This window comes from Streptomyces piniterrae, assembly GCF_005048155.1.
Lineage (GTDB): Bacteria > Actinomycetota > Actinomycetes > Streptomycetales > Streptomycetaceae > Streptomyces > Streptomyces piniterrae.
Map to the genome: position 1 here is coordinate 35296 of NZ_SUMB01000020.1, position 15367 is coordinate 50662.

21 protein-coding genes are annotated in these 15367 nt (G+C 68.0%); 3 read left to right on the forward strand and 18 right to left on the reverse strand.

What is annotated here, in order from left to right; all coding sequences use genetic code 11:
• Positions 1 to 35: 35 nt before the first annotated feature.
• The 15 genes from FCH28_RS37000 to FCH28_RS37065 all read right to left on the reverse strand — a co-directional run bounded on the left by FCH28_RS37000 (position 36) and on the right by FCH28_RS37065 (position 7984).
• Positions 36 to 1295, reverse strand: a complete 1260-nt coding sequence (locus FCH28_RS37000; protein WP_222852483.1) for a site-specific integrase — start codon at positions 1293 to 1295, stop codon at positions 36 to 38.
• Entirely contained in the window at positions 1283 to 1492 is a 210-nt protein-coding gene (locus FCH28_RS37005) for a helix-turn-helix domain-containing protein (RefSeq protein ID WP_136744823.1), read from the reverse strand. Before FCH28_RS37005 ends, FCH28_RS37000 begins: the two co-directional genes overlap by 13 nt.
• Positions 1489 to 2895 (reverse strand): replication initiator protein RepSA, encoded by a 1407-nt coding sequence (repSA, locus tag FCH28_RS37010; protein ID WP_136744824.1) that lies wholly within the window; start codon positions 2893 to 2895, stop codon positions 1489 to 1491. Before repSA ends, FCH28_RS37005 begins: the two co-directional genes overlap by 4 nt.
• Positions 2892 to 3599, reverse strand: coding sequence for a DNA cytosine methyltransferase (locus tag FCH28_RS37015; protein ID WP_136744825.1), 708 nt, complete (start codon positions 3597 to 3599; stop codon positions 2892 to 2894). Before FCH28_RS37015 ends, repSA begins: the two co-directional genes overlap by 4 nt.
• Entirely contained in the window at positions 3596 to 3802 is a 207-nt protein-coding gene (locus FCH28_RS37020; protein WP_136744826.1) for a hypothetical protein, read from the reverse strand. Before FCH28_RS37020 ends, FCH28_RS37015 begins: the two co-directional genes overlap by 4 nt.
• A 5-nt stretch (positions 3803 to 3807) precedes the next feature.
• Positions 3808 to 3990, reverse strand: coding sequence for a hypothetical protein (locus FCH28_RS37025; RefSeq protein ID WP_136744866.1), 183 nt, complete (start codon positions 3988 to 3990; stop codon positions 3808 to 3810).
• A 93-nt stretch (positions 3991 to 4083) separates the two neighbouring features.
• Positions 4084 to 4323 carry a hypothetical protein gene (locus tag FCH28_RS37030; RefSeq protein WP_136744827.1) on the reverse strand — a complete coding sequence of 80 codons (240 nt, stop codon included), beginning with the start codon at positions 4321 to 4323 and terminating at the stop codon, positions 4084 to 4086.
• 11 nt (positions 4324 to 4334) lie between these two features.
• The gene (locus FCH28_RS37035; RefSeq protein ID WP_136744828.1) at positions 4335 to 4676 is read right to left on the reverse strand and encodes a SpdD protein; all 342 of its coding nucleotides are present in this window, start codon (positions 4674 to 4676) and stop codon (positions 4335 to 4337) included.
• Between the two features lie 23 nt (positions 4677 to 4699).
• A complete protein-coding gene (locus tag FCH28_RS38450) occupies positions 4700 to 4855 on the reverse strand; it encodes a hypothetical protein (RefSeq protein ID WP_169314350.1) in 156 nt (51 codons plus the stop codon).
• Between the two features lie 13 nt (positions 4856 to 4868).
• On the reverse strand, positions 4869 to 5057 hold the full coding sequence (locus tag FCH28_RS37040) for a mobile element transfer protein (RefSeq protein WP_136744829.1): 189 nt from the start codon (positions 5055 to 5057) through the stop codon (positions 4869 to 4871).
• A gap of 3 nt (positions 5058 to 5060) precedes the next feature.
• Positions 5061 to 5240 (reverse strand): hypothetical protein, encoded by a 180-nt coding sequence (locus tag FCH28_RS37045; protein WP_136744830.1) that lies wholly within the window; start codon positions 5238 to 5240, stop codon positions 5061 to 5063.
• A gap of 14 nt (positions 5241 to 5254) precedes the next feature.
• Complete coding sequence (locus FCH28_RS37050) at positions 5255 to 5965, reverse strand: DUF2637 domain-containing protein (RefSeq protein WP_136744831.1); 711 nt, start codon at positions 5963 to 5965, stop codon at positions 5255 to 5257.
• A gap of 70 nt (positions 5966 to 6035) precedes the next feature.
• Positions 6036 to 6218, reverse strand: coding sequence for a hypothetical protein (locus FCH28_RS37055; protein ID WP_136744832.1), 183 nt, complete (start codon positions 6216 to 6218; stop codon positions 6036 to 6038).
• An 84-nt stretch (positions 6219 to 6302) separates the two neighbouring features.
• Positions 6303 to 7652 carry an FtsK/SpoIIIE domain-containing protein gene (locus FCH28_RS37060; protein WP_136744833.1) on the reverse strand — a complete coding sequence of 450 codons (1350 nt, stop codon included), beginning with the start codon at positions 7650 to 7652 and terminating at the stop codon, positions 6303 to 6305.
• Positions 7653 to 7654: 2 nt separating this feature from the next.
• The gene (locus FCH28_RS37065; protein ID WP_136744834.1) at positions 7655 to 7984 is read right to left on the reverse strand and encodes an SCO3933 family regulatory protein; all 330 of its coding nucleotides are present in this window, start codon (positions 7982 to 7984) and stop codon (positions 7655 to 7657) included.
• 137 nt (positions 7985 to 8121) lie between these two features.
• Between FCH28_RS37065 and FCH28_RS37070 the strand changes: the two genes are divergently transcribed.
• Both FCH28_RS37070 and FCH28_RS37075 read left to right on the forward strand, forming a co-directional pair.
• On the forward strand, positions 8122 to 8988 hold the full coding sequence (locus tag FCH28_RS37070; protein ID WP_136744835.1) for a GntR family transcriptional regulator: 867 nt from the start codon (positions 8122 to 8124) through the stop codon (positions 8986 to 8988).
• Positions 8978 to 9661, forward strand: coding sequence for an HAD family hydrolase (locus tag FCH28_RS37075; protein WP_169314351.1), 684 nt, complete (start codon positions 8978 to 8980; stop codon positions 9659 to 9661). Before FCH28_RS37070 ends, FCH28_RS37075 begins: the two co-directional genes overlap by 11 nt.
• Positions 9662 to 10570: 909 nt before the next feature.
• Here the strand turns inward: FCH28_RS37075 and FCH28_RS37080 are convergent.
• Positions 10571 to 11119, reverse strand: a complete 549-nt coding sequence (locus FCH28_RS37080; RefSeq protein ID WP_136744836.1) for a hypothetical protein — start codon at positions 11117 to 11119, stop codon at positions 10571 to 10573.
• Positions 11120 to 12219: 1100 nt separating this feature from the next.
• Here FCH28_RS37080 and FCH28_RS37085 point away from each other — a divergent pair.
• On the forward strand, positions 12220 to 13080 hold the full coding sequence (locus FCH28_RS37085) for an LLM class flavin-dependent oxidoreductase (RefSeq protein WP_136744837.1): 861 nt from the start codon (positions 12220 to 12222) through the stop codon (positions 13078 to 13080).
• A 34-nt stretch (positions 13081 to 13114) separates the two neighbouring features.
• Here FCH28_RS37085 and FCH28_RS37090 read toward each other — a convergent pair whose 3' ends face one another.
• Together FCH28_RS37090 and FCH28_RS37095 are read right to left on the reverse strand one after the other, a co-directional pair.
• Positions 13115 to 14401: a glycosyltransferase gene (locus FCH28_RS37090; RefSeq protein ID WP_136744838.1), complete on the reverse strand. Its 1287-nt coding sequence runs from the start codon at positions 14399 to 14401 to the stop codon at positions 13115 to 13117.
• 67 nt (positions 14402 to 14468) lie between these two features.
• A complete protein-coding gene (locus FCH28_RS37095; RefSeq protein WP_136744839.1) occupies positions 14469 to 15254 on the reverse strand; it encodes a MerR family transcriptional regulator in 786 nt (261 codons plus the stop codon).
• Positions 15255 to 15367 lie beyond the last annotated feature (113 nt).

Sequence of the window (15367 nt, forward strand, 5' to 3'; positions counted from 1 at the left end):
GCTTTTTCGCGCCGTACAGCAGCGAAGTACAGCAACTACGTGGGATCCGCCTGATTGCCAAGGTGCTTGCCGAGCTTCCGAAGCGCCTTCCGCGTCGACTCCGACGGTACGTGAGTGTAGATCTCCATGGTTACCGCGATCTTGCTGTGCCGCAGGATCTGCATCGCGATCCGAGGGTGCACGTCGAGCGCTGCGAGGAGTGAGCCGCAGGTGTGGCGCGTGTCATGCAGGCGGATCTTCCGAACGCCGGCCTTGACCGAACGCGCATCGAACTCCCGGTTGAAGTTCCTCGGCTCGATCGGCGTCCCGTACCGCGTGGTGAACACGAAGCCGGAGTCCGACCACAGCTCGCCGGCCGCCTGCTTGGCCGCTTCCTGAGCTTTCCGGCGAAGCTGAAGAGCCGTCACGCAGATGTCTGGCAGTGGCAGGACCGCAGTTGAAGCCTCGGTCTTGGTCTCGCTGTGCACCAGCCGTCGGGCGATCCGCTGCAACTGCCGTTCCACCGTGATCTCACCGGCATCGAGATTCACGCTGTCCCAGGTGAGGCCCAGCACCTCACCACGGCGGAAGCCCAGCACCAGGACCAGGACGTACGCCGGGTACAGCGGATCACCAGCCGCCCGAGCAGCTTCGAGGAAGGTCCTGGCCTCCTCCACCGTCCATGGCTTCGGCTTCTGAGTACCGGCTGAACGCACCTTGACGAGGCTGGCCACGTTCTTGGAGATCAGCTCTTCCCGCATGGCGTTGCTGAGTGCGGATCGAAGAACCGTCCGAGTGTCCTGAACGGTTCGACGAGACACGGTCCGCCCGCAGCACTGACCGATCGCGCAGCAACGCTGCCGGCGGGCAGGGTTCTTGTCCACCTTGGGGCGCGCGGCATCCTTGCCCTGAGCGCAGCACTGGCACTGAGCTTGAAGCTTGTTGATCCACGTCCGCACATCACGGACGGAGAGCTTGTCCAGCCGCTTCGAGCCGAGTCCCGGAGTGATGTACAGGCGGACATGCATGCCGTATGTCTCGGCGGCTTTCGGCCTGAGATCGGGCTCGACGACTTCCTTCATCCAGTACGCGAGGTACTGCGCAACCGTCGGGGACTTGGTGACCACCGGCCCGTTCTTCGCTTCAGCGTGCAGCTTGATCCACTTGTCGTGGACGTCTTCCCGGGTCTTGCCGTAGACGTACTTGCGCTTCTTCTTGCCGTCCGGGGTGGTGACCCAGACGTAGGCGGCGAAACCGTTCTTGTAGGGGTAGATGGAACCTTCGCCGTTGCCTCGCTTGCCGCTCATGCCGACCACTCCATCTCAGCTTCGCGGGCCAGGCGTTCGACGTATTCGTCGACCCAGCGGGGCAGGATGCGGCGGTTGCGACCGTCCTTAATCGAGCGGATCTCGCCGGTGAGCACGAGCGTTTTGGTCTTGGACAGGCCGTAGCCGAGCATCTGCGCGACTTCGGCGGTGGTGTGCCACTTCCTTTCGATCACGGTGCTGGTCATGTCCAGTCGTCTCCTTCGTCGTTGAGTTCGGCGCGTGCTTGGCGGGCGGTTTCGCGGTTGGCTTGGATGTCGCGGGCGATGTTGGCGGCGAGCCAGGATTCGCCGGGGGTGTGGCCGTGTCCGGCGTAGGACCAGAAGGCGAGGGTGAGCGTGGTTGCCTCTGGGGCGTCGTCGGGGTGGGGGAGGCCGAGGGCGGCGCGTTGTTGGGCGGCTCGGTAGTCGGCGCGAACCTGGCGCAGCGCTCCGAGGGTGGTGGAGTAGCGGCGGGACTTGGTGGAGAAGTGGCCCCGGAAGCCGAGCATGTGTGCCCAGGCGGACAGCTTGCGGTCGGGGTATGCCTTGTCCAGGTCGAAGCAGGCTTCCATCAGCCGTCGGGGGTGCTCGGGGACGCCGAGGAGAAGTGCTGCCTCGCGGTTGCCAACGCGGCGATCCACGGTCCCGGTGGTCTCGGCGGCCTTGGTGGCGTATTTGGCGACGTAGGAGGCGACGGCCTGTTCGGTGAGGTCTTCGCCGTTGCCGAAGGCGCCGATGGGCTGGACGTCGATTTGGTCGCCCCAGCGCAGGTCCCAGTCCTTGACGTAGCCGTGTTCCTCGTTGGCCGGCACGACGACTTTGACCCGGGCTGCGGCGGCCCTGATGGCGTCGGTGAGCAGGCCGAGGGTTGCCCAGTGCGGGGGCGGTGTGTCTGGGCCGGTGGGTCCGTCGAAGCGGATGACGGCGTGGAAGTGGACGGCGCCGCGCTTTTGGTACTCGGCGACCTTGCCGAACGACAGGCGTGACTGTTCACGGGCGGCTTTTTGGGTGAGGCCGGCTCGGGCGGCGATCTCGCGGCGGAGGTAGATGGTGAAGTAGCGCCACAGGTCGGAGGCGTGGTTGTTCCACAGGACGGCACCCGCGTAGTCGTACTTTGCCGGGTTGAGGGCGGTTCCCAATTCGGGTGCGTTGTCGGGGTGGTGGGTGCCGCAGCGGCAGCGGCCGCCGTTGGTGGGTCGGTTGTGGACGGGGCCGAAGGAGGGGGCGGTGAGGGTGGCGAAGACGCGGGGGTGGTCGCGGACGGTTTTGGGGGTGCCTTTGGCGGGGTCGCCGGTGAGGCCGGCGCGGATGAGGTGGTAGGTGTCGCCGGCGTAGGTCCAGGCGCAGGAGGGGCAGCGGGAGGCGCGGCGGTTGCCGCAGGCGACGCGGAGTCGGCCACCGGGCTCGTTGTCGGTGTCGTAGGTGTGCAAGACGGTCTTGGTGGCCGGGTCGAGGGTCTTGGTGGAGCCGGTGAGGTGGATGGGGTCGGCGCATCCTCCGGTGCGGCGGATCTGGTCTTGCCAGCGGTCGAAGCCCGGATCCCCGGCCACCCTGAGCACATCGCCCAGGGTGGCCGGGTCCAGGCCCGCCAGGGTGGCGGGGTCGGTCACAGGAGCACCTCCTGGCGGCAGGTCAGGAAGGCGGTGCCGATCCATTCGGTGAAGGCCGGCGGGATGGCTTCGGTGAGTTCTTCGCGCACGTCGGTCCAGGTGATGCCCATGGCCGTCTGCATCTCGGGAACGGTGGCCTTGCCTCCACCGGTGCCGTAGGCCGCCACGTACGGCCCGTCGCGGTAGATGCCGTGGCGATAGCCCCTGACGTGCCCCCGATGCCGTGGGTGCGGCGGTTGGGGAGTGCTCCAACCGCCGAGTTCGAAGGCGCGGTGGCGCAGGACGCCGAGGCCGAACGACTCTCCACACAGGGACAGGTCGCGGCGGACGGGGGCTTTGCCGTTGGGCTGCTCGATCACGTAGGGCAGGCCGGTGGTGTCCAGGAGCGTGCGGAGTTCGGGGATCAGCTGGACGTGTTCGCCACCCCAGCCGCGCGAGTGGTTGGTGCCCACGGTCAGGGCACAGCCGGCCTGGCACGGCGGGGAGTTGTGGACCAGCGTGTAGCGCTCGATCTCACCGGTGGCGATGAGCCGGGCCAGGCATTCCAAGGCGTCGGCCCGGTGGAAGGTGAAGGGATAACGAGGGCGGTCGAGGATGTCCACGCCGTCCACTTCGAAGCCGGCGCGGTGGTAGCCCATGGCGGCGCCGCCTGAGCAGCAGAACAGGTCCAGGACGCGGAGGCCGTTGCGTGCGGTGGCGTTCATGAGCGTCCCCCGCAGGCCTTCTTGTGGTCGGTGTACTCGTCGACGAGGGCTTTGACGTTGTCGTCGCCGTTGGCGTGGTCTTCGGCGCCGCAGCCGCCGCACATGTAGTCGCCCTGGGAGCTGGTGTACCGAGTGCCGGCCCGGACCCGGAGGCCGGGGGTGTTCTCGGTCGGGTAGAGGTCGGCGGGGGGCTGGCCGAACATGGTGGTCACCTCCCGATCCGGTGGAGCGCGAGAGCGGAGGGGGTGTGGCCGGTGCCGTTGCAGGCGCGGCAGGTGACGGTGATGGTTTGGCGGGTGCCGTTGTGGTGGCGGGTGCCGGTGGTGATGGCGACGGTGTCGAAGCCGTCGCAGTCGCGGCAGATGCGGGCGCGGGGGGTGCTTTCGGGCATCATGAGGAGTCCCTTTCGGGTCGTTGGGTCTGGAAGGGGTGCAGGCGCCCGGGGCGGCGGAAGTTTGGTGACCGAGGCCGCCCCGGGGGCCGTTTAGCGTCGGCGGTTGTGGCGCTTGGAGTGGGCGGGCGGGATGGCGTCGTAGTCGTCGGCGCCCTTCCAGAACGCAGCCCGTTCCTCGTCGGTGCGGCCGTTGCCGCCGACCTCGCGGGTGAGACGGTTGGCGGTCTTGCGGTCGCCGTGTCGCTTGGCGATGGCGTACTCACGGCCGAGTTCGGTCATGGTCGGGTCGGCGGATTCGGTGGATTCCTGCTTGCGGCTGAAGAAGCCCATAGCCGTTCCTTTCAGTGGTTGGTGTGCCGGCTGGTGAGGATCGAGCGGAGGACGACGGCGCAGACCGCCACGGCAACGGCGGTGACGGCGACCGCGAGGAGCATCGAGACCAGGACCGTCCCGACGACGAGAACCACGGCGGTGCCACCGGCGCCGACGGCGATCAGGCCGCCGGGGGTGAGCTGGACCGTGGGCCGGGCCGAGATGGCGGGCACCGGTGCAGGTGCCGTTGTCTGCGCCGGGGCCGGAGATGAAGCCACAGGGACGGCGAGGGTATGTCCCTCGTTGGCCGAGACAACCGGCACGGCCGGGGCCGGCGGGGTGTCGGGGAGTGGGTACTTCGGGGTGAACATCTCGGATGTCCTTTCGGGTCGGGTTACTTCAGGAGGTTGCCGACGGTGGGGCCGAGGGAGCTGCCGGCGACGAGGAAGCCGCCGAGGAGGAGCAGGGCCACCAGCCACCACGGCGGGCGGGCGAGCTTGATGCCGAGATAGCCGACGACGATCACGGCGAGCCAGAGCGGAATGTCCATGGGAGATCTCCTTCTAGGCCTTGCAGCGGTGGGTTTTGGCGGCGAGTTCGGCCGCCGGGCGGTCGCGGTAGTCGGCGGAGAAGCCGCAGCCGGGGGCGGTGCAGGCGGCGGTGTGCTTGGTGCGGCCGCGTCCGTCGTAATGGCTGCCGACCTGGACGGGGCCGATGCGGATCACGTCGTAGAAGCGGTTCGGGCGCGGCATCGGTCAGTCCGTCCGGCCGATGAAGTCGTCGGTGTGGTCGTCGAGCCACTGGCGGATCTCGGCACGCTCGGCGTCGGTGGCCTGATTAATCGCGGCCGCTCCGAGTTGCAGCGCATCGACGAAACGGCTTCGGCGGGTGAGCTCAGCGGAGAGCTGCAGGGCGAGTTGGATTGCGGGACGCATGATCGGTTCTCCTGTCAGGTGAGTTGGGCAGCGATCGAGTCGGCGAGCGGTGCCGGGATGCCCAGACGAGCGCGGAGGGTCTCGGCGTCGATCGGCGATCCGGTCGCGGTGCGATGGGTGTCGGCGACCTTCCGGGCGTGATCGAGCAGCGCCGGAGGAACAGCCGGCACCGACACGGCGACGGGGGGCGACGGCCGCAACGGGGCGACTTCCGGCGAAGGCGCATCAGGCAGGTCGGGCACGGGCGGAGATATGGCGGGGAGTTCGGCCGGCGCCACCTCGGGAGCACGGTCCACCGTGATCGGCTCGGACGGGGCAGGCTCCGTATCGCTGTCGACTTCCGGGCGTTGGGGCACGGGTGTGTGGGCAAGGAGCGTGCCGCCGAGGAAGGCCAGGGCCGGCCATCCGGCGACGAGGATGCGCAGCCAGGCGGGCACGTGGCCCAGGTCGAGGAGTCCGGCGGTGGCGATGTTCGCGCCGAGCGACGCGACCAGGGCGATGACGAACCAGGTCCAGGCGGCACGGGCCGCACGGTCGTCGGCACGTAGGGCCCGAAGTCGGCGCCAGGCGGCGACAAACAGCAGGTCGACGCTGATCGGGTAGGCCCAGGCCTTCCAGCCCTGTTGGCCCGCGGCTTCGGCGATGTCGTGGAGGTGAGCGAAGGACAGGGCACCGGCGATCACGGCTTGAACGAGTACGGCATCGGGGCGCAGCTTGGGGCGCATCGCGGTCCTCCTTCCGGATTGGGCCGGGGCCGGGCGGGGCGCGTAGGTCCTGCCGCCCGGCGCCAGCAGGTCAGGCGGTAGGGGCTTCGCCAGTTCCCCAGCAGGTCAGGCACAGGGCCTCTTGCTTGTGCCGGCTCTCGCGCTTCTTGCGGCCGCCGACCTGGAAGGTCTCGGAGGTCTGGCCGACGTCTTTGCAGTCCGGGCACGGCTTCTTGGCGGGCGACTTCCGCGTGGCGGGCTTCTTGGTGGCCATCGCAATCACCGCTCCTTCTGTTTGAGGCATGGCGGGGGTAGGGACTTGGCGTGAGGCGGTCACGCCGACCGTGTGGGGCGGGTGTTAGTCGGTGACGGGCTGCGGCTTGATCAGCGACGGCGCATCGTCGGACGCAGGCTCGGCGGGAACGGCCGGCCGAAACGGGGCCAGAGCCGGGAGGCTCGGCGTCAGGTGGGCGTACTCACGGCAGACCGCCGCAGCCTCAGCGGGCGAGGTTTCCGGGGTGCGGATACGAGACCAGCCACCGGAGGAGTCACCGGCCACCGCGATCCCGGGCCGGTCGGGCGCGATCGCGGTAACGGCGAATACCGCATCTGGTGCGATGTCGCCGAGACCCATTTCGGCGGTCTGTTTGTCGTTGACGCGGTGGATGACCCGGCCGGTGAGCTGAGCGCGGAGCATGGTGGCGCCCCTGCCGAGTTCGGAGCCGAAGCGTTGCCCGCAGACCTCCAGGTAGATGCCGATCGCACGGGCCATCTGCCCCAGGCGAACCATCTGCATGACCATCCGATCCCGGCGTTCCTCATCCTTCTTCGCGGCAGTCAGGAACAGCTCTGCCACCTCATCGACGAGGACCACCAGCGGCACCGGCCGCACACTCTCGGGCAGGTCCCACAGGTCCGAGACCCCGTGAACGCTCAGCAGGTCGAAGCGGGATTCCATCTCCTCGACCAGCACATCCAGGAGCCGGGAGGCTTCCTCCGGAGTGGTCGCCAGGGCGGAGAGGCGGGGCGCGTAGGCGGTCTGTTCCACGCCGCGCTTGCAGTCGATGCCAACCAGGCCCACGGGCAGCTTCGCCAGACCCTTGACCAGGTTGCGCTGATACATCGACTTGCCCGACTGGTTCGCGCCCAGCGTCAGGCCGTGGGGCACCTTCCGGTAATCGCGCACGAACGCCGTGCCGTCCTCGCGCAGAGCAACCGGCACCACCATCGGCCCAGTCTTGATGCGACGCGGCATGCGCACCCGCTTCAGTACGTCGTAGCCGGTCATCCGCAGCTCGACCACACCCGGCCTGGTCTCCACCACGTTGACGGAGTGGACACCCCAAGCGTGCCGGAGCCGTTCCGAGGCCGCCGCCACATCCGCCGGCTCCAATCCGGCCGGAAGCCGGAGCGAGACCCGCAGACCAGTCGAAGTCCCCCGCACGCGACGGATCTTCGGCGGAACCGGCTGAACCTCACGGCGGGCGATGTTCCGGGCCATGAACGCCCGCAGACGCGACGGCTGCACCGTCAACCCGCACACATCCATCGTCGACCGGTACCTCACCGTGAACCGGCCCCACGTGACCGGCAGACCCACTAGCGACCAGTACACACGCGGCGCGCAAACCTTCGCGTAGCCGAGACCGAAGCCACCGACACCCCCGAGAGCGCCCGCAACCTCCAGCACCGTGGTCAGGTCCGACATGATCAGACTCCAGCCACTACCGCAGCCGCGCGGAACGAAATGCCGTGCCGCTGCTTCCCGTTGATCTCGTTCTCCCAGTCCCGAGCCTTCAGCCCCACCACGGAGACCGGCATGCCCGGGGCCAGCCCCTCCGGGACGCCCGTGTCCGGCACGGCCACCTGGTAGAGGTTCCCCTCCCCTTCATCGGAGATCAGCAGGCCCACCGTCATCATCCGGGCGCCGGTCTCATGATCGGTGGCGATCTCGCCGGTCTGCTTGTTCTTGATCTTCGGAGTCGGCGCGGTCGCGACGAACACCACAGCGGTCGAAGTGTCGATCTTGAACGAAGGCATGAAACTTCCCCTCAGCGAGGTGACTGACTTGGCTAGCCGTGTTGGCTACGTGACCAACGTACGCAGCCTGGCTAGTCATGTCAACACCTGGCTGTCCTGGCTGTCCCAATGTTCGATCCGGCGCGTACCATCGGCGCATGACCTTCGTTCCCGACCCGCTAGACCCAGACGACGACCGGCCGCCGTATGAGCAGGTGGCAAGCAGTCTTGGAGCGGCCATCCGCACGAGGAGGCTCGCTCCCGGCGAGAAACTTCCGTCGCACAAGAAGCTGTCGGAGATGTACGGCTTCGCGCGGGCGACGATTCAGCGTGCTCTGCGGGATCTCGAAGACGAAGGTCTAGTGGTGTCCCGCAAGGGCAGTGGTGTCTATGTCCGCAATCGGACAGAGCGGCCCGCCGGCCTCCGTCCCTACGTGGAGCAGGCGTTCTCCTCCCGCGATGTCACCATCGACTTCGCGGGATTCTCCAGCGAGACCCTTCACGGCGCGCTCCAAGAACCCTTGGACAAGATCCGCGTGGGGCGACTCACCCCGTCGAGCATCACCGTGCGCATACTCGTCCCGGACATGTCGGTGCCTCAAGCAGCGCCGGTACGTCGCGAAGACTGTGCGGACGATGTACGCCTCCGCAACCGGATGCACGACATCATGGTTGGTTACACGCGGAGCATTCGAGACTCGATCGCAGAACTGCAACACCTCGGCCTAGTGCCAGATACGCGTGTGGACGTGCGTGTTCACAGCGGCACCCAGTTCTTCAAGCTGTATGTCATCAACAGTGAAGACGTGTTCTTCGGCTACTACCCGATCAAGCCGAACAAGGTGGTGGCCCAAGGCGAAGCGATCGAGATCTACGACCTGGTGGGCAAGGACACCGTGCTCTTCCATCATTCGGTGAACGACAGCGAGTCGTCGAGCGGCACCCAGCAGGTAGAGCAGGCCCGCATGTGGTTCGACAGTGTGTGGGAGACCATCGGAAGGGACTTCGATCTCGATGGGCAGTGACGACCTCAGTAAAACGCTCGCCCGAGCGTCGGCAATGCTGTTCGACTTCGACGGCCCGCTGTGTGACGTGTTCGCCGGTCTGCCGGCGCCGAGAGTAGCGAGCGATCTGGCACGGCAAGCCGCCAGTCGCGATCCGGAGTTGGGCGCCAAGCTGACCGAGACGGACGACCCGCTCGAAGTCTTGCGGTTGACCTTCGAGGCCGATCAAAGACTTGGGTTGCAAGTGGAACAGACCCTTACTGATGCCGAGGTCGAAGCCGTAGCAGTTGCAGGTGATCCCACAGCCGGAGCCGAGTCAGCGCTTGAAGCGGCCAAAGCCACAGGGCGTCGGATTGCCGTGGTGAGCAACAACTCTGCGGAGTGTGTCCGCTCGTTTCTTGCGCGGCATTCACTGGATATGTACGTATGCGAAGTCATTGGGCGACCGGTGAACCGTCCAGATCTCATGAAGCCGCATCCGCATTCCTTGTTCCGAGCTGCCGAGTTGCTGCAAGTCGACCCGTCTGACTGCGTGCTCATCGGTGATTCACTCACGGATATCCAGGCGGCTCACTTGGCCGGCAGCACAGCCATCGGCTACGCCAACAAGCCGCGCAAGCGCGAAGCATTCGCCGAAGCGGGCGCCGAGGCAGTCATTGAGCACATGGAGGCCATCTCAGCTGCGATGCGGTGAGGGGGGAGCTGTTACAGGTTTCTCTACCTCATCAAGCCCCGCGCTTCGCGCGGGGAAGGGGAGGTGGGGAGCACTCCGGGAGCTCTCGCAGGACCTTGCCGTTCCCTTGCCGGTTCTACTGGTGCCGATCGCACGGTATTCGCCCAGTTGAAGCCCGGGGATAGCCGATTGAGGCCAGCAACCACCTTCCACCGCATTGGCCTGGAGTCTCGCGGCAAGCCCCGTGGGAAAGCCTTCAGCCTGTAGCTCTGGCCCTGTGGGCGCTCTTGGCTTCGACATCCGGCGCGCAGGCCAACGGCTTGGACAGCCGGCGCGATGGATCACACCACACCGGCCCGCCACGCGGGCCGGCGCGGGCCCTCAGGGGCTCGGGCGGCGCCATGCCTACGGCCCGCGCCGCCCGGCCCCAGGCCGCGCGCCACCACAGATGCCACGAGGTGACCCACACACGCATTGCCCCGCCCAAAGCAGCACCGGACCGAGCAGACACCCCACCGACCAACACCACCGGCGATACCTTCCACCAGGCCAACCACAGCCACCCACCACCGGCACAGGCTGAGCAGCCACACAGGGCGTCCCGTGTCTCAGGGGCGGGCTCCAGGCGGGGAGCCCCGAGGGCGGCGAGGAAAGTGCGGATGAGGGGTGGTGAGGAGGTAGGTGGGGGCGGGGCCGGCGGCGCGGAGAGATTTTAAGGTCTGGCCCTTGGGGCGAGCCTCTAAGATCTTGGGGCCGATCGGGCCATTGCGGGCAGGCAAGGGAGCCAGCCCGATTCGCGGAGCAGCGTAAGGCCCCAAGATCTCTCACCCCAAGGGCCAGACCTCAAAATCTCCCCACACCACCAGCGAGGGCACCAGTTGGCCAGCGGGGCAGTAAAACAACTCAACAGCTACGCAATTCACCCACGAGTTATCCTGACTCGCCTCCGATAGCTTGCCGAGCTGCATGAATAAACTCTTCAAGTTTACCTTTTCGCAGGCTATCGATATCTTCGACCTCTCGGACCTCTGGCAGTGTGATTTCACTCAAGCTACGGTCATCGTCCCGCCGGGTGGCTTGGTAGCTCAGCTCTTGCAGCTCAGTGGCGACCTCCTGGTCAGCACGACCGAGAGATTCGGCTGCGTTGCCGACGCTTGGCGGGCCTTCAAGCTGCACCAAAGTGACCAATTCGAGCAGGCTGGCGACAGTCACCTCAGTGTCGGCAATGATTTGACGATTCTCGCCCGGCCTGCTCGACCAGAGCTCTTCCACGAACTTGTCGAACTCGTAGTGTTTCGAGACTAATTTGCTGCAAGCTGCACGTCTTGCCTCGCGATGGACCAGCCACCGCTGGGATTCTCGATCGCGTTCCTTTTCGTAACTGTTCTGCCAGCCCTGCCGCAGACCGAAATAGCCAGTGGCCGTCGTGCCCAACAGTGCACTGGCCGACCCAATGATCACATTCCAGTAGTCAGCCACTAGTGAATCCAACCACAAAATGCGCCGCGCCTTCCGTAATGACGCACCCAGCTCATGGCAGCCAGCGGCGCTGGCTGTCCGGCCGTACTGTGAGGAGATGAACGAGCACGGCGAATACACCGAGGAAGAGACCCAGGAATACAAGTCATCCTGCCCCCGCTGTGGGGAGCCCCGATCCGTGGAGTGGGTCGTCTCCAACCCCGGTAAGGAGCCTCCGCTGTACGTCCCCGGGCTAGAGACGTGCACGAACCTCAAGTGCATGGGCGGCTAGCGCTAGTACGAGAGTGAACGGCGCAAAGCGCGAACTGAGGACTACGGTCGCGAGCGCAGCCACGGGAGGCGCTCCAAGAGAAAACTCGCCCCCTTGCGCCGCTGCTCAGTGGTGCCTGTGAAGAGCAGGACGCAAGCCGAAACCAGGAAGACGAGGAGAGCGGGGCCCAAAACGAACAAGCCGATCCATACGAGTTGAATAGGCAAGGTTTGAACGGTGCCCAGGCCGGCAACCGCTCCTGCGGGCAAGAAGGCCCAAGCTGCGTGCCGCGAGGGCCGAGATTTCTGCTGAGGCTTCCGGGCAACTGTGGTCTGAGTACGGTTCATCACTGCGCTTCCTGCGGTTCCGTCCCACGCCCCGACCGCTCTGGACATGCAGCGATAAGGACGCGCGATTCGGAGAACCTTGTCCGCTTCCCAGGGCGACGTGGGCACCCAACGGAGACAGGCCAGCGCGATCGGCCCAAATGAAGGCTAGCGCACGCGCGGCCGTACAGCAGAGAATTACCGCAACCACGCTGACTTCTGGCGGCCGTCCCTGGCCCGAATGGGTCGGCTGATCAGGCGGGATGACCTCAGCGACCTTGCAGCCGGTAGTTCGCAACGAGGGGGTCAGGGGTTCGAGTCCCCTCAGGTCCACCGCACACGAGATCCCGGTCAGACGGTCACCGTCCGGCCGGGATCTCGGCGTTTGAAGCCCTGGTGGTGTGCGGCCGCGCATCGCGCCCAAGAGCGCGTCCCCGCCCGTCAATTCGGCCCTACGGCATCGCGACCGCCGCGGCCGGATATTTCGATTGCTCCCCTGCTGTGACGTGGAGCACCATGCCGGGATGCGCTTCTCGATGAACATCCCGAACTTCGGAGATTTCGCCGACGCGAGGACGGTCGCATCGGTGGCGTCCGCGGCAGAGGAGGCAGGGTGGGACGCCCTGTTCATCTGGGACCACGTGGTGCACGAGAAACGCCGTAACCGGTCCTTCGGCGATCCGTGGATGCTGCTGACCGCGGCGGCGCTGGCCACCAGCCGGATCAAGCTCGGCACCCTGGTCACGCCGGTCGCCCGGCGGCGGCCCCAACAGCTCGCCCGTCAGGTGTCCACTCTGGACCGGGTCAGCGAAGGGCGGGTGATCTTCGGTGCCGGCCTGGGCGGGCCGGTCGAGGACGAGTACGGCAGCTTCGGGGAACCCACGGATCCCGCCGTGCTCGCCGAACGTCTCGACGAGGGCCTGGATCTCCTGGAGCGCTACTGGTCGGGGGAGCCGGTCACCCATCACGGCCGGCACTACGAGGTCGACGACGTACGCCTGCTGCCCACGCCCGTGCAGCGCCCCCGGATGCCGGTCTGGATCGGCGGGTTCTGGCCGCACCGCCGACCGATGCGCCGTGCCGCCCAATGGGACGGCGCCGTCCCCCTGTTCCACTCCGCCAGGCACGGCCACGCGCCGCCCGCCGGAGAAGTCCGTGAACTGGTGGACTACATCGGGAGGCACCGGCACGACGGGGCGGGCAAGCCGTTCGAAGTCGTCGTCGGCGGCGTCAGCCCGGCGGCGGGGGCCAGGGCGCGCGACCTGATCGGGCCGTTGATCGACGCGGGCGCCACCTGGTGGGACGAACGCCGACCCATGGACGACGAACTGGAGCGGCTCGCGCCGGTGTTGCGTCGTATCGAGGAAGGCCCGCCGGTTCTGTAGGGCGTGTGCGGGGCGGTGAGCCGGCCCGCCCCTTCTAATCCGTCAACCCCTCGGCCGCCGCGAGCGCCTCGACGGCCTTGGCGACCTCGCCGGTGCCGTCCTCGGAGGCCATGCGGCGGGCGGCGCCGGCGGCGCGTTCGTGGAGGGCGGGGCTCGTGGTGGCCTGGGTGATGGCCTCGGCCAGGCGGGTCACCGCGTCGTCGGCGAAGAGTGCCCTGAAGGGGAGCGGGGTGGTGGCGGCGCCCAGGGCGGCCAACCGGGCGGCCCAGAACGGCTGGTCGGCGGTGACCGGAACCGGGACGGTGGGGACCCCGGCGCGCAGCCCCGCGGCGGCGGTGCCCGCGCCACAGTGGTGCACGACCGCGGACATGCGGGGGAAGAGGAGCGCGTGGGGCACCTCGCCGACCGTGAGGATGTCGTCGGCCGCGGCGTTCCCGTCGGGCCCGGTGGCCAGGCCGGCCCAGCCGGACTGGAGCACCCCGCGGACCCCGGCGCGGCGCAGGGCGCGTACGGCGAGGCCGCTCAGCCGTTCGCCCTGGCCGGCCGCCATGCTGCCGAAGCCGATGAAGACCGGCGGCGGGCCCGCGGCGAGGAAGTCCTCGACGGGGGACGGGAGTTGGGCGTCGGGGGCGTGCCAGGGCCACCAGTTCCCGACCACCTCCAGCTCACTGCGCCAGTCCGCCGGACGGGGCACCAGCACCTCGCTGAAGCCGTGCAGCACCGGCCGGCCGGCGGCTTCGGCGCGGCGGCGGACCGTACGGGGCGAGGCGGGCGGCAGGCCGAGGCGGGCGCGCAGGTCCCGGGTCGCGTCCCCGTGGAGGCGGTCGACGATGCGCAGCGAGAGGCGGCCCGCGGCGCGGTTCCCCCAGCGGCCCAGTGAGCGGGCGCCGCTGACGGGAGGGGCGAAGTCGCCGGTGGGGGCGTTGGGTTGGAGGCCGAGCTCCAGGGACGGTATGCCGTATGCCTCGGCGAGCTGCCGGCCGAGCGGTGCGGTGGTGGTGGAGAGCAGCAGCAGTTCGGTGCTCTCGGTGGTGGCCTCGGCGAGGCCGCCGCCCAGCTCCTGGATGAAGGCGGCGGCCCGGCGCATCAGGTCCCGTTTGCCGCCGGGGGAGGCATCGGGGGCCGGGGCGTTGTCCGGGCGCCGGGTGCGTGGGTCGGCCGGCAGCCGGCGGAACTCCAGGCCCGCGGCGCGTACGAGGGGGGCGTAGGCGTCGTGGGTGGCGAGCGCGACGTCGTGTCCGGCGTGGCGCAGGCGGGCGCCGACGCCGGTGTACGGGGCGACATCGCCGTACGACCCGGCAGCCGTGATCAGGATCTTCATCGGACTTCACCCTTCAACGGTGGTGTGCGGGGCCGGAGTCGGGGCCGGGGCCGGAGCCGTGCCGTCCTCAGGCCTCGTCGGGGCGCGACTGGCGTACGGCGTTGGCGTGGACGGCCGTGCGCAGGTAGGCGGCGAGTCCCGGACGCTGTTCGCTCGGGGGGACGAGCAGGGCGAACGCGCGGGGATCGGCGGCGAAGTCGTCGGCGATACGGCCGTGCATATCGGTGGGGCACGGGGTGAACCAGCGGATGATGCCCTGCCGGTGCTCCTCCGCGAGGTCCATGGCGCGCTCGCCGTCCGCGGGCTCCTCGGCCTCGAACGCGGCGATCAGCCGTTGCCGCCACTCCGCGCCCTCGGCCATGAGCTCCGCCCAGTCCTCCTTGGTGTGCGTGGCGGCCCGCGCCATGGCCTGCTGGTGCCCCTCGCGGTCGTGCCACTGCCGCTGTCTGTCGGTGGCGTAGGTGAGGTCGAAGGTGACCTCGCCGAACACCTCGAACCGCTCGTCGGGCGACAGCTTCACACCGGTCTGCTGGACCTCCATGGCCTGCTCCGCGACCTCGACCAGACGCTGCAGTTTGGTGATCTGCTCGTTGAGGACGCGGTGCCGGGCGCGCAGATGGTCGAGGGCGTTGGCCCGCGGGTCTTCCAGGATCGTGGCGATCTCGTCGAGGGGGAAGCCGAGCTCCCGGTAGAAGAGGATCTGCTGGAGCCGGGCCAGGTCGGCGTCGCTGTAGACGCGGTAGCCGGCGGGAGTGCGCTCGGTCGGGGAGAGCAGGCCCGACTTGTCGTAGTGGTGCAGGGTGCGCACGGTGATCCCAGCGGAAGCGGAGATCTGCCCGACCGAGTAGCCCATCGCAGCACCTTTCGTCCTGTCGTGCCCGGTGGGCGGCAGCTTCCTTCGAGCGCGCCTGCACCGGTGTACGGATCATGGTGTCCGTACGCCGATCAGGTTGTGGCCTGACGTTA

Bases quoted from the DNA above. Each gene is read 5' to 3' on its own strand.
- FCH28_RS37005 (WP_136744823.1), bottom strand. From the start codon at position 1,492: ATGACCAGCACCGTGATCGAAAGGAAGTGGCACACCACCGCCGAAGTC.
- FCH28_RS37015 (WP_136744825.1), bottom strand. From the start codon at position 3,599: ATGAACGCCACCGCACGCAACGGCCTCCGCGTCCTGGACCTGTTCTGC.
- FCH28_RS37020 (WP_136744826.1), bottom strand. From the start codon at position 3,802: ATGTTCGGCCAGCCCCCCGCCGACCTCTACCCGACCGAGAACACCCCC.
- FCH28_RS37025 (WP_136744866.1), bottom strand. From the start codon at position 3,990: ATGCCCGAAAGCACCCCCCGCGCCCGCATCTGCCGCGACTGCGACGGC.
- FCH28_RS37030 (WP_136744827.1), bottom strand. From the start codon at position 4,323: ATGGGCTTCTTCAGCCGCAAGCAGGAATCCACCGAATCCGCCGACCCG.
- FCH28_RS37035 (WP_136744828.1), bottom strand. From the start codon at position 4,676: ATGTTCACCCCGAAGTACCCACTCCCCGACACCCCGCCGGCCCCGGCC.
- FCH28_RS38450 (WP_169314350.1), bottom strand. From the start codon at position 4,855: ATGGACATTCCGCTCTGGCTCGCCGTGATCGTCGTCGGCTATCTCGGC.
- FCH28_RS37040 (WP_136744829.1), bottom strand. From the start codon at position 5,057: ATGCCGCGCCCGAACCGCTTCTACGACGTGATCCGCATCGGCCCCGTC.
- FCH28_RS37045 (WP_136744830.1), bottom strand. From the start codon at position 5,240: ATGCGTCCCGCAATCCAACTCGCCCTGCAGCTCTCCGCTGAGCTCACC.
- FCH28_RS37050 (WP_136744831.1), bottom strand. From the start codon at position 5,965: ATGCGCCCCAAGCTGCGCCCCGATGCCGTACTCGTTCAAGCCGTGATC.
- FCH28_RS37055 (WP_136744832.1), bottom strand. From the start codon at position 6,218: ATGGCCACCAAGAAGCCCGCCACGCGGAAGTCGCCCGCCAAGAAGCCG.
- FCH28_RS37060 (WP_136744833.1), bottom strand. From the start codon at position 7,652: ATGTCGGACCTGACCACGGTGCTGGAGGTTGCGGGCGCTCTCGGGGGT.
- FCH28_RS37065 (WP_136744834.1), bottom strand. From the start codon at position 7,984: ATGCCTTCGTTCAAGATCGACACTTCGACCGCTGTGGTGTTCGTCGCG.
- FCH28_RS37070 (WP_136744835.1), top strand. From the start codon at position 8,122: ATGACCTTCGTTCCCGACCCGCTAGACCCAGACGACGACCGGCCGCCG.
- FCH28_RS37075 (WP_169314351.1), top strand. From the start codon at position 8,978: ATGGGCAGTGACGACCTCAGTAAAACGCTCGCCCGAGCGTCGGCAATG.
- FCH28_RS37085 (WP_136744837.1), top strand. From the start codon at position 12,220: ATGCGCTTCTCGATGAACATCCCGAACTTCGGAGATTTCGCCGACGCG.
- FCH28_RS37090 (WP_136744838.1), bottom strand. From the start codon at position 14,401: ATGAAGATCCTGATCACGGCTGCCGGGTCGTACGGCGATGTCGCCCCG.
- FCH28_RS37095 (WP_136744839.1), bottom strand. From the start codon at position 15,254: ATGGGCTACTCGGTCGGGCAGATCTCCGCTTCCGCTGGGATCACCGTG.